Origin of the sequence: Streptococcus sp. NPS 308 (assembly GCF_002355895.1) — a bacterium.
Taxonomy (GTDB): Bacteria; Bacillota; Bacilli; order Lactobacillales; family Streptococcaceae; genus Streptococcus.
In genome coordinates this window covers 844637-857567 of sequence record NZ_AP017652.1, presented here as the reverse complement: position 1 = coordinate 857567, position 12931 = coordinate 844637, and the positions used below count along the sequence as shown (strand labels likewise).

Genomic DNA, 12931 nt, shown 5'->3' with positions numbered 1-12931 from the left:
CGTTTTATTTAATTTTCTCTTCTTCGTAGTCGCCATTACTACACACAACCTGCTTGCCACCACCACGGACTTTCTTCTCCATAAGGAAGTGACCACATTTTGGACAATCACGTCCAACTGGTTTATCCCAAGAAGTAAATTCACATTCTGGGTAGCGATTGCAACCATAGAAGATTCGATTGCGCTTGGTTTTGCGTTCAATGATTTGTCCTTGATGACAGCTTGGACACTCGACACCAATCTCCTTAACAATCGCTTGTGTGTGACGGCATTCTGGGAAATTGCTACAAGCATAGAATTTACCAAAACGGCCTAGCTTAATCACCATTGGACTTCCACAGACTTCACAGTCAAATCCAGCTGGCTCATCCTTGATCTGAATTTTTTCCATTTCAGCTTCAGCCTTGGCTACATCTTTGGAGAATGGTTTGTAAAATTCGTCAATAACACGTTGCCACTGTTCTTTTCCAACTTCGACATCATCCAGTTTTCCTTCCATTTCAGCTGTAAAGGTCACATTTACGATGTCTGGGAAATATTCAACGATGAGCTTGTTAACAATTTCTCCTAATTCTGTTGGTTCAAAGCGTTTGGCTGCCAGACGAACATAATAGCGTTTCTGGATGGTTTCAATGGTCGGAGCATAAGTTGAAGGACGACCAACACCATTTTCTTCCAAGGTCTTGATAAGAGTCGCTTCCGAATAGCGAGCAGGCGGTTGGGTGAAATGTTGTTCTGGCTTGCTATTGACCTGCTTGACCACATCTCCAACAGCCATATCTGGCAACATCTTGTTTTTATCAGAGTCATTGTAGATAGCAAGATAACCATCAAACTTAACTTGGCTACCATTTGCTGCGAACCGGACTCCATTTTGAGAGAGCTTGACAGCCATGGTATCAAAGATAGCTCCCGTCATCTGGCTAGCTACAAAACGGTTCCAGATAAGGGTATAGAGCTTAAGCTGGTCTTTGTCCAAGTATTTTGCGATGCTTTCAGGTGTGTTAAAGACACTAGATGGACGAATGGCTTCGTGGGCATCCTGAGCACCTGAGGCATTCTTGACCTTGCTACCATTCTTGGAATACTTGCTACCAAAACGGTCGTTAATGTAGCTTGCAGCTTCGTTCTGAGCTACTGGACTGATACGAGTCGAGTCTGTACGCATATAGGTAATCAGACCTTGCACACCTGTACCGATATTAATCCCTTCATAAAGCTGTTGGGCAACCATCATGGTCTTACGAGTACGGAAATTGATTTTGTTGGCAGCATCCATTTGCATGGTTGAGGTCGTATAAGGTAGGGGCGCATTGCGTTTGCGTTCTTTCTTATCTACCTGGTCTACTGTGAAATCTTTACTAGTCAAATGGGATAAGACTTCTTTGACTTCTTCGTTGGTGGTCAATTTCATCTTTTTGCCATTCATACCATAGAAAGAAGCTTGAAATTGCTTGGTTCCCTTCTTAAAGACACCATCAATTGTCCAGTATTCTTCCGGTTGGAAGGCATTGATTTCATTTTCACGGTCAATGATAAGCTTAAGGGCAACAGACTGCACGCGCCCTGCTGATAAGCCCTTCTTGACCTTTTTCCACAAAATTGGCGAAATCGAATAGCCTACCAAGCGGTCCAAGACACGACGAGCTTGTTGGGCATCGACCAAGTCCATATCAATCTTGCGAGGTTCTTTAAAAGCATTTTTCACTGCGTCCTTGGTGATTTCATTAAAGACCACACGATTGGCATCATTCTCATCCAAATCGAGAATATGAGCCAAATGCCAGGAAATCGCTTCTCCTTCACGGTCCGGGTCACTTGCCAGAAAGACTTTATTGGCCTTTTTAGCTTCTTTTTTCAAGTCATTAATGAGAGGACCTTTTCCACGGATATTGATATACTGCGGTTCATAGTTGTTTTCAATGTCGACAGACATACTGGATTTTTTCAAATCACGGATATGCCCGACACTTGCTAAAACCTTATAATTTCTGCCTAGATATTTTTCAATCGTTTTCGCCTTAGCAGGAGACTCTACGATGACTAGATTTTTTTTAACTGTTGATTTTTTCTTCTTTGTTGCCGTAGCCACACTATCACACCTTTTCAAAGTAATAAACTTTATAAAGTGTAAACCATTTTTCTATAGCTGTCAAGACTTAACTCCTATATATAGTAGAAAAGTTTATTTGGATGATCAATTTCTCCTTAAAATTCAAACTCAGCCAACACATCTTGACCACTTGTGACCAGTTTTGCTCCCTCTTGGATCAAGTGGTGGCAACCATCTGAATGGCCATCAAGAATGTCCCCTGGAATAGCAAAAACATCGCGTCCTTCCTCCATGGCACGTTCACAGGTAATGAGACTTCCTGAACGCATCCTTGCCTCTGCCACAATAACTCCACGACACAATCCTGCAATGATACGATTACGGGCTGGAAAATGGAATTTCAAGGGTTCTTCACCTGGACCGTACTCACTTAGCACTAGATGATGATTTCCAATGTACTCCTGCAAGCGTTTGTTAGCACGTGGATAAAAAACATCCAATCCTGTTCCGATTACAGCAATCGTTCTCCCTCCATTCTGGAGCGCAGCCATATGGGCAGCGGTATCGATTCCTTTGGCCAAGCCACTAACCACGATTAACTCGTTTTCTAAACCTTGGATAATTTTCTGGACCGACTTAGCACCTTGGCTGGAACAAGAACGACTCCCTACAAGAGCAACCTTGGGAAATTTCAATAAATCCAGATTCCCTTTGTAAAACAAAAGAGCTGGAGGGTCATAAATCTCACTCAGATCCCAAGGATAACACTCGTCTAGAATCGAGAAAGATGGGAATTTTTGAAACTCCTTCTCCAACTGCACATCATCTATCTGGAAATAGCGTTCCATAAAGACAGCAGGATTGCGGCAACCAGAGATTTCAGCAATATCTCCTAACAAAAGTTCCTGCTCTACAGTCTCGTCATATTCAAGAACAGTTAAAATCTGTTGATTGGTCAAGCCTGCTTTTCTTAATTTGTAAATCTCATAGTTTGTAATTTTCATATACAACTCCATTTCTTTTGCTACTCATCTATCTATTCGTAAAAATCATAAAAAGAAGACATGATAATCTGATTTTTACATTTATTCAGCTTTCGCATTTGATAGCTTACGTTTATCAAAAATAGAAAAAACCCTTGAAAAATCTTCAAGAGTTTAGTTTTCTATTTCTATTCTTCGTCCATGCTTAAGACGCTAAGGAAAGCTTCTTGTGGAACTTCTACTGAGCCTATAGCTTTCATACGTTTCTTACCAGCTTTTTGTTTTTCAAGAAGTTTGCGTTTGCGCGAAACGTCACCACCATAACACTTGGCAAGTACGTTTTTACGAAGGGCCTTGATATCCGTACGAGCCACAATCTTGTGTCCAATAGCTGCCTGAATTGGCACCTCAAACTGTTGACGAGGGATGATTTTCTTGAGCTTATCAACGATGAGTTTCCCACGTTCGTAGGCAAAGTCCTTGTGGACGATAAAGCTAAGAGCATCCACCTTATCTCCATTGAGAAGGATATCCATTTTGACCAACTTCGATGGACGGTACTCTGACAATTCGTAGTCAAAGCTTGCATAACCACGCGTCGAAGACTTGAGCTTATCAAAAAAGTCAAAGACAATTTCAGCAAGTGGAATTTGATAGATGACATTAACACGATTGTCATCAATATAATCCATGGTTACAAAGTCCCCACGTTTACGTTGAGCCAATTCCATAACTGCTCCGACAAACTCCTGTGGAACCATGATTTGCGCCTTGACATAAGGTTCTTCAATGGTCGCAATCTTAGTTGGGTCTGGGAATTCTGATGGGTTAGAGACATCCATAGACTCACCGTCAGTTTGGTTAACCTTGTAAATAACAGAAGGAGCTGTCATAATGAGGTCGATGTTAAACTCGCGCTCTAAACGCTCTTGGATAACATCCATATGGAGGAGTCCAAGGAATCCACAACGGAAACCAAATCCAAGGGCCTGAGATGTTTCTGGTTCAAACTGCAAGCTAGCATCGTTGAGCTGCAGTTTCTCAAGTGCTTCACGAAGGTCATTGTACTTGTTTGACTCAATTGGGTAAAGACCCGCAAAGACCATAGGGTTCATCTGCTTGTAACCATCAAGTGGCTCTGTGGCAGGATTGCTTGCTAGGGTCACTGTATCACCGACACGAGTATCTTGAACCGTCTTGATAGAAGCCGCAATATAACCAACGTCACCTGTGGCTAGGAAATCACGTCCTACTGCTTTCGGAGTGAAAATTCCGACCTCCGTCACATCAAAGGTCTTTCCATTGCTCATGAGCTGAATCTTATCGCCAGGTTTAACAACTCCGTCCATGACACGAACTTGGAGGATAACCCCACGATAAGCATCATAAACTGAGTCGAAAATCAAGGCTTTGAGTGGAGCTGAAACATCACCAGTTGGTGCGGGAACTTTCTCTACGATTTGCTCGAGAATTTCTTCAATACCAATACCAGCTTTGGCAGAAGCTAAAACTGCTTCGCTGGCATCTAGTCCGATGACATCCTCAATCTCTGTACGAACTCGCTCAGGATCGGCCGCTGGTAGGTCAATCTTGTTAATAACAGGAAGAATTTCCAAATCATTATCCAAGGCTAGATAAACATTGGCAAGGGTCTGCGCCTCAATCCCTTGGGCTGCATCGACCACCAAAATCGCCCCTTCACAGGCAGCTAGAGAACGCGACACTTCATAGGTAAAGTCCACATGTCCAGGCGTGTCAATCAAGTGGAAGATATAGGTCTCCCCATCTTTAGCAGTATAATTGAGCTCGATGGCATTAAGTTTGATGGTAATCCCACGTTCACGCTCAAGATCCATACTATCCAGAAGCTGGGCTTGCATTTCACGACTAGAAACCGTCTCCGTCTTTTCCAAAATACGGTCTGCCAAAGTAGACTTCCCGTGGTCAATATGGGCGATAATAGAAAAGTTCCGGATTTTCTCCTGTCGTTTTTTCAATTCTTCTAAATTCATGATTCTCTTCCTTTCAGGGTATCTATTTATTATAAATTGTTTTTAATATTTTGACAAGACCATACCCTGTAAGGAGTACTAATCTTCGGCAACAAAGCCATCATTTTCGATAAAGTGGTGTTCTGTCATTCCTTGGTCTGTAAAGACGATTCCATGAAGGACACCTCCGTAAACAGCTCCTCCATCCATCCCAACCTTACCATCTTCTGTCACCCAAAGGTCAGCCGTACCTGGTTTCTGATCTAGTAGACCATAGACTGGTGTATGCCCAAAGACAATGGTTTTCCCAGTATGATTGGCCGCTTCGTGGAATGGTTTTCTGAGCCAGACTTTCTTGTAATCAGTCGTTTCATGCCAATCATCCAAGGTCAAATCAATACCAGCATGCACAAAGATATACTTGTCTGTCTCAACGACAAAAGGCATTTGACGAATAAATCCGACCAAGTCTGCTGCTTCGGTGGCAACACGCTTGGCATCCTCCACCCCGTCAACTGGGGCATCCAAGGGACGACCTAAAATTGAGTTAATAGTTGTATCACCACCATTTCGACGATAGTGGTCATAGCTTTCTTCAGGATTGTCCAACCAAGTCAAAAACATATACTCATGGTTTCCTGATAGACAGATAGCCCCTTGATTGTCCACCAGGTCCTTGACCATTTCTAGAACACGGCGACTATCTTCACCTCGGTCAATCAAATCCCCTAGAAAAAGCAACTGGGTGCGACCATCCCATGTTTTGAGAAGGTCTTCCAGCATACCTGCTTTTCCATGGACATCTCCAATCACATAATAGTCTGTCATTTATTTCTCCCTCGTTTGCAATAATTCTCTCGCTTGGGTAAGGGCTGCTTCTGTTACATTCTCTCCTGCTAACATCTTAGCAACTTCCTCTACTCGCTCTTCTAAAGTCAAGAGGCGAACCGTCGACACCGTTGAGTGCTCATCACTAATCTTTTCAATAAAGAATTGATAATCCGCAATGGCAATTACTTGTGGTAGGTGAGAAATAGCTAAAACCTGACCATGTTGGCCAATCTTGTGAATCTTCTGAGCAATAGCTTGAGCAACACGACCTGAAACTCCCGTATCCACCTCATCAAAGACAATACTGGTCTTACCTTCCTTACGAGAAAAAGCAGACTTGATGGCTAGCATGAGACGAGACAATTCCCCACCTGATGCCACCTTGACCAAGGGTTTAAAGTCCTCACCTGGGTTAGTAGAAATGTAAAACTCAACTGCTTCATTTCCTTCACGGCTGAATTTGCCCTTGCTAAAGCGAACTTGAAATTGAGCCTTCTCCATATAAAGATCTTGCAGTTCTTGTTTAATCTCTGCTTCTAGCTGCTGGGCCAAGTCATGGCGGGCTGAAGCTAGCTGATTTGCTAACGCAACAAGATTGACTTCCAATTTTTTAAGCTCTGCTTCCATATCTTCGGAAGAAAGGTTATTCCCTGTCAAGAGATTGTACTCATCCGTAATCTTGGCAAAGTAAAGCAAGACCTCATCAACTGTCCCACCATACTTACGTGTGATCGTGTTGAGCAAATCTAAGCGATTTTCAACCTGCATGAGTCGATTGCCATCAAAATCTAGATCTTCGATGATATCTTCCAAACGCTTTGTAATATCTTCTAAAACATAGTAGGTCTCTGATAGAGAACTTGAAATTTCACGGTATTCAGGGTCGTATTCTTCGATACTTTCCATGTCATTCATAGCGGAACGGACATTTGCTAGGCTGGAGAACTCCTCATTGTCCAACATAGTGTAGGCATTTGTCAAGGTATCTGCTATATTTTTGTGGTTGAGGAGTTTATCTCGTTCTTTGTTGAGACTAACATCTTCACCCGCTTGCAAATTTACCGCCTCAATCTCTGCCATTTGAAATTCCAACATCTCAATGCGAGACTTGTGTTCCTGCTGATTTTTCTTGACTTCAAGAACTTGTTTACGCATTTTGCGATAGGCGTCAAAGCTTGTCTGATAGGCTTGTTTCAACTCAAAAAATGCTGCATCACCAAATTCATCCAACATTTGGATATGAAGTTGTGGACGCATTAACTCTTCTTGGTCATGTTGCCCATGGATATCGACAAGATGCTGGCCGATTGCACGCAGGACAGAAAGATTGACCATCTGTCCATTGACGCGACTTACACTTCGCCCATTTTGAAGAATTTCACGACGGATGATAATCTCATCCCCCAATTCCAATCCTTGCTCGTCAAAGAGTTCTTGTAAAGAATGACTATTCTCAACAGAGAAAAGCCCTTCAATCTCAGCCTTGGGAGCACCATGACGAATGACATCCGTAGCCGCTCTAGCTCCTAACATCATGTTCATGGCATCGATAATGATTGATTTACCGGCACCTGTTTCACCAGTTAAGACTGTCATGCCTTTTTCAAAATTTAGCGAAATCGCCTCTATAATGGCAAAATTTTTAATCGAAATTTCAAGTAACATATCGACCTACCATTTTTTAACTTGTTCAGATATTTCCTTAGCTGCTTCCTCTGTTTTTGCCACAATCAAGATTGAATTGTCATCCGCAATGCAGCTAAAAATCTTATCAGAAAATGCTGCAACCAGCTGACCTTTCACAAATACTGTGTTCCCAGGAATGACATTGAGGTTAAGCATGTTACCCATTACTTGAGAACCTTCGATGTTATTCTCAGCCAACTGCAAACTCTTCACAATTGATTTTGGCAACTCATAGATATAAGTGTTGTTTTTCAAAGGAATTTTAACAATACCAAGCTCTTTGATATCTCTCGATACAGTTGCTTGAGTGGCAGAGATACCTGCTTCCTTTAAATGCTCAACGATTTCTTCCTGTGTTCCGATTTGGTAATCTGTTACAAATCTTCTAATTTTTTCAAGTCTCTCTTTTTTATTCATCTTTAAATTCTCTATGTGCTCTCTCTACAACTTTTTCTATTTCGGGGGCAACTTGATTGCTTGCTCCCTCTTCCTTTTTCAAATATGCCAGAAATTCGATGTTTCCATGTCCTCCTTGGATTGGTGAATAGTCTAATCCAAGCACAGAAAAGCCTTGCTCAACCGCCATAGCAGTGACAGATTCAAGGACAGTTTGATGAACCTTGGCATCGCGAATGATTCCATTTTTCCCGATTTGCTCACGACCTGCTTCAAATTGGGGCTTAACCAGAGCTACCACCTGACCTTGATCAACCAAGACACGGTGCAAGGCAGGCAAAATCAGACTGAGGGAAATGAAACTCACATCAATACTGGCAAAGCTCGGCTCCTTTTCGAAATCAGTCTTTTCAGCATAACGAAAATTAAACTGCTCCATGCTGACAACCCGAGAATCTTGGCGCAATTTCCAGGCTAACTGATTGGTCCCAACATCCACCGCGTAGACAAGCTCAGCACCATTTTGCAACATGACATCGGTAAAGCCACCAGTAGAAGCCCCAATATCAATCGTGGTCGCCCCATCCACTGACAAATCAAAGACCTGCAAGGCCTTTTCCAGTTTCAAGCCACCCCGGCTGACATACTTGAGTTTTTCACCTTTGAGTTTTAACTCAGTATCATCTGGGATTTTCTCTCCTGGCTTGTCAAAACGCTCTCCATTAAGAACAGCCACAACAAGCCCTGCCATAACACCCCGCTTGGCTTGTTCTCGTGTCTCAAACAAACCCTGTTTATAAGCTAGTACATCCACTCTTTCCTTAGCCATTGATTCTCAAACTTTCTACTACTTTCACAATCGGTTCTGTTTCAAAGCTGACTTGCTGGGAAATTTCATCTAATTTTACCTTGGCTTGATCAAGGGTTTGGTTACAAAAGGTAATGGCCTCCTCCAAGCCCAACAAGGCTGGATAGGTTGATTTTTCAGCCTGCAAATCCTTTTGTGGAGTCTTGCCGATTTCCTCAAAACTAGCTGACACATCCAGCACATCATCTCTGACTTGAAAAGCCAGTCCAATCAATTCACCCACAGTTTTCAATTTTGCTTGGATTTCAGGCGCTAATTCAGTTATGATAGCAGCTGCTTGGAAGGGATAGGCTAGTAACTTACCTGTTTTATTGGCATGAATGGTCTGAAGTTCTTCCAAAGACAAATGTTGGTGTTCGCCTTCCATATCTAAAACCTGCCCTGCCACCATTCCCAGACTTCCTGAAGCAAGGGATAAGTTGGCAATCAAATCCACCTTGATCTGACTTGGCAAATCTGCCTGCGCTATCAAGGCATAGGGATCTAGGAACAAGGCATCTCCAGCCAAAATGGCCATCGCTTCGCCAAATTTCTTGTGATTTGTCAAGCGCCCCCGACGGTAATCGTCATCATCCATGGCAGGAAGGTCATCATGAATCAAGCTTCCTGTGTGAATCATTTCCAAGGCCGCTGCCACTTGAGCATGTGCTGGTTGGATAACTACTTGCAGGGATTCCAGAACTTCTAACAAGAGAAAAGGACGAATACGCTTGCCGCCAGCATGAATGGAGTAGAGAACAGACTCTCGTAAACTAGAAGCAAACTGCTGATCTCCATAAAAGTCTTCCAAAGCCGACTCCACAAGAGCTAATTTTTCTTGCTTCTTCATTCAAAATCACTTTCTGTTCCGTCTTCTTGCATGACCTTGACCAAGGTCTTTTCAGCCTTGTCCAAGGTCTCTTGGAGTTCTTTTGACAAGACCATGCCCTTTTGAAAGGCAGCAATCGCATCTTCCAGAGCAATTTCACCATTTTCCAAACTTTGGACGATGGTCTCCAATTCTGCTAGATTTTCCTCAAATTTCTTTTGTTTTGACATCTTTAACCTCTAATTCTACTTGACCGTCTCGCATCAAAAGCGTCACTTGGTCTTTTTTCTTCAACTTCTCAACCGAATCCACAACTGTCTCTTCTTTTTTTACAATAGCATAACCACGCGCCACAATTCGGCTCGTATCCAACATCAGCAAGGCTTCCGAAAGTCGCTTAACCTCAGCAACCTTGGCATCATAAACCAAAGCCATTTGGCTACGAAGGAGCTTGTCCAACTGAGCAAGCCGATCCTGATAGCGTTGAATTTTGGTAACAGGTGATAATTGCACCAGTTGGTGCGTCTTTACTTGGACTAAATGTTTGCTATCAGAAATCCGTGTTCGCAAACTTTGTTTTAATCGCAGTTGCAGCTGATCCAACCGTTGCAAATAACCATCATACAAGCGCTCTGGCTGTCTAAAGATGACTGACTGACTGCATTTTTTCAAAACCTCTTTTTTCCTTGACAGGACATTCTGAACCGCTGTTGTCATCCGTTTTTCTTGATTTTGCAAATGGGTCAAGAGATCCAACTTTGTTACAGGTGTTGCCAGTTCAGCTGCAGCTGTTGGCGTCGCAGCACGACGATCAGCCACAAAGTCTGCCAAGGTCACATCTGTCTCATGACCAACACTAGAGATGATGGGCAAACGGGATTCAAAAATAGCCCGTACCACAATCTCTTGGTTAAAGGCCCAGAGATCCTCGATGGAACCACCACCACGACCAATGATGAGAACATCTAGGTCCTCACGTTGATTGGCACGCGCAATATTTCGAGCAATTTCTTCCGCAGCTCCATCACCTTGTACCTTGGTCGGATAGAGAAGGAGATCGACACCAGGAAAACGTCTGCTGACGGTCGTGATAATATCTCGAATAACAGCTCCACTGCGACTGGTTACCACACCGATTCGCTTAGCAAACTGGGGAATAGGTTGCTTGAAGCGTTCTTGAAATAAACCTTCTTCTGTCAGTTTCTTCTTGAGTTGTTCAAACTGAATCGCAAGCGCCCCAACCCCATCAGGCTCAGCTTTTTCAATGATGATAGAGTAGCTACCGCTCGGTTCATAGACCTGCACACGCCCAATTACATTGATCTTCATCCCTTCTTCCAAGTCGAAGCCTAATTTCTGATAGATCCCTGACCAGATGGTCGCTTGAATAACCGCATGGTCATCTTTTAGAGAGAAATATTGGTGAGTAGGTCGTTTACGAAAGTTGGAAACTTGGCCAGTTAAATAGACCCGTTCCAAGTAAGGGTCTTTATCGAATTTCATTTTCAGATACTTGGTCAAAGTTGTTACTGATAAATACTTTTCCATCTCCACCTACTATTCATTTTCTTGCTTTTCCATGGGTATTATTATACCAAAAATATGATTAAAAATCTCCTTTTGCATACCGAAACGAAAGGAAAAATAGAAAAAGGAGGCTAGGCCTCCTCATCTGATTATTTGCTATTACGAGCTTCTTCCAAAATCTTAGAAATCTTGGTTGTCAAAAGGTCAATAGCGACTGTATTGCTGGCACCTTCAGGAATAATGATATCCGCATAACGCTTGGTTGGCTCGATGAACTGGTGATACATGGGTTTCACCACACCCAGATATTGGTCAATCACACTATCCAAACTACGGCCACGCTCTTCCATGTCCCGCTTAATCCGACGAATAATGCGCACATCATCATCTGTATCCACAAAAATCTTGATGTCCATCAAATCGCGCAGACGCTTGTCCTCCAAGACCAAAATTCCCTCAACGATAAAGACATCTTGAGGCTCTTGACGATAGGTTTTGTTGCTCCGTGTATGTTCAGTATAGTCATAAGTCGGAATGTCCACCGGACGCCCTGCCAACAACTCCTTAATTTGCTCGATCATCAAGTCTGTATCAAAGGCAAAAGGATGGTCGTAGTTGGTTTTGACACGCTCTTCAAAGGTCAAATGAGATTGGTCCTTGTAGTATGAATCATGCTCAATCATGGCAATCTTCTCATCAAGAAAATGAGATAAAATGGCTTTTGAAACACTAGTCTTACCACCACCAGAACCACCTGTCACTCCGATAATGATTGGTCTATTTTGCATGCTATCCTCCGTTTTTTTATCCGTCGTCTATTCTATCATATTTTTAGCCAAATTTATAGTCTGATTTGGATAGTCTAGGGGAAACAAATCCATCCCCACACTCCAGTTAGACTAGCCAAGAACCTTTCTTGGCTTGTAGAGATTGCCCCGTTTTTCTAGAATAGCTAGCAATTTGTCTCCCTCAAAGGCAGCTAATTCTTGGTCCGTTTGGTCTAGCTCAATAAAACGACCAAAGCGCACTTCTGTAGCCTCTTCTGGACTTAGAAAAACTTTGACAAGATCCCCTGTTCCAATCTCTAAGGGATAAAGAAAATCCAGTTGCCCAGCCTCCACTTTTGCAGCAATTTCGTCCAAGGTAAGAGCATCTTCTAGCTTCAAACCTGCAGCACTCATCCGTATCAAATGGGACATATGGGCTGCATAGCCCAGCTTCTCTCCTAAGTCAACCGATAAGGTACGGATATAAGTTCCCTTACTGCATTTTACGCGAAAAGTAAAGCGTGCAAGATTGTTTTCATAAGAGATCGGACTGGTCCGCTCAAAGCTATAAATAGTTACCTGACGTTCTGGACGCTCCACCTCCTGACCAGCACGCGCATATTCATAGAGCTTACGCCCATTTACCTTGACAGCTGAGTACATGGGAGGAATCTGGGTGATAGCCCCAGTCAGACTAGCGATCGCTTCATCGACAAGCTTTTCATCCAAGGGCGACAAAACAGGGGTCTCAGCAACCACTTCCCCACTGGCATCCTCTGTCGTCGTTGAATAGCCCAGAGTAATCTCCCCCTCATAGACCTTGCCCTCATCCTGCATGAACTCGACCATACGGGTTGCCTTGCCCACCGCAATAGGCAAAACACCCACCACATCCGGATCCAAGGTCCCACCATGACCAATTTTCTTAGTTCCCAAAATCTTACGCAGTTTAAAAACCGCATCATGCGAGGTCATGCCCGCTTCTTTTTTTAAGTTGATAATACCGTTCATGTGTTGCTTT

At 43.1% G+C, this 12931-nt stretch carries 12 protein-coding genes; all 12 read right to left on the bottom strand.

The window, feature by feature from the left end; all coding sequences use genetic code 11:
* Positions 1-4 precede the first annotated feature (4 nt).
* Entirely contained in the window at positions 5-2092 is a 2088-nt protein-coding gene (gene topA / locus SNAG_RS04550) for a type I DNA topoisomerase (RefSeq protein ID WP_096406936.1), read from the bottom strand.
* 116 nt (positions 2093-2208) lie between these two features.
* The gene (gene dprA / locus SNAG_RS04545; RefSeq protein ID WP_096406933.1) at positions 2209-3057 is read right to left on the bottom strand and encodes a DNA-processing protein DprA; all 849 of its coding nucleotides are present in this window, start codon (positions 3055-3057) and stop codon (positions 2209-2211) included.
* Positions 3058-3224: 167 nt separating this feature from the next.
* The gene (lepA, locus tag SNAG_RS04540) at positions 3225-5048 is read right to left on the bottom strand and encodes a translation elongation factor 4 (protein WP_001047195.1); all 1824 of its coding nucleotides are present in this window, start codon (positions 5046-5048) and stop codon (positions 3225-3227) included.
* A 78-nt stretch (positions 5049-5126) separates the two neighbouring features.
* Positions 5127-5855: a metallophosphoesterase gene (locus tag SNAG_RS04535; protein WP_096406931.1), complete on the bottom strand. Its 729-nt coding sequence runs from the start codon at positions 5853-5855 to the stop codon at positions 5127-5129.
* On the bottom strand, positions 5856-7523 hold the full coding sequence (gene recN / locus SNAG_RS04530; protein WP_000923561.1) for a DNA repair protein RecN: 1668 nt from the start codon (positions 7521-7523) through the stop codon (positions 5856-5858). It abuts the gene before it with no gap.
* Between the two features lie 6 nt (positions 7524-7529).
* Positions 7530-7961, bottom strand: coding sequence for an arginine repressor (locus tag SNAG_RS04525; protein ID WP_001034393.1), 432 nt, complete (start codon positions 7959-7961; stop codon positions 7530-7532).
* Entirely contained in the window at positions 7954-8769 is an 816-nt protein-coding gene (locus SNAG_RS04520; protein ID WP_001041066.1) for a TlyA family RNA methyltransferase, read from the bottom strand. The genes SNAG_RS04525 and SNAG_RS04520 overlap by 8 nt, the downstream gene beginning before the upstream one ends.
* Positions 8762-9637 carry a polyprenyl synthetase family protein gene (locus SNAG_RS04515; RefSeq protein ID WP_000743833.1) on the bottom strand — a complete coding sequence of 292 codons (876 nt, stop codon included), beginning with the start codon at positions 9635-9637 and terminating at the stop codon, positions 8762-8764. Before SNAG_RS04515 ends, SNAG_RS04520 begins: the two co-directional genes overlap by 8 nt.
* A complete protein-coding gene (locus tag SNAG_RS04510; protein WP_000043227.1) occupies positions 9634-9846 on the bottom strand; it encodes an exodeoxyribonuclease VII small subunit in 213 nt (70 codons plus the stop codon). Before SNAG_RS04510 ends, SNAG_RS04515 begins: the two co-directional genes overlap by 4 nt.
* The gene (gene xseA, locus SNAG_RS04505; protein ID WP_096406928.1) at positions 9824-11164 is read right to left on the bottom strand and encodes an exodeoxyribonuclease VII large subunit; all 1341 of its coding nucleotides are present in this window, start codon (positions 11162-11164) and stop codon (positions 9824-9826) included. Before xseA ends, SNAG_RS04510 begins: the two co-directional genes overlap by 23 nt.
* 128 nt (positions 11165-11292) lie before the next feature.
* Positions 11293-11931: a uridine kinase gene (gene udk, locus SNAG_RS04500; protein ID WP_001181363.1), complete on the bottom strand. Its 639-nt coding sequence runs from the start codon at positions 11929-11931 to the stop codon at positions 11293-11295.
* A gap of 111 nt (positions 11932-12042) precedes the next feature.
* On the bottom strand, positions 12043-12921 hold the full coding sequence (gene truB / locus SNAG_RS04495; protein ID WP_096406925.1) for a tRNA pseudouridine(55) synthase TruB: 879 nt from the start codon (positions 12919-12921) through the stop codon (positions 12043-12045).
* Positions 12922-12931 lie beyond the last annotated feature (10 nt).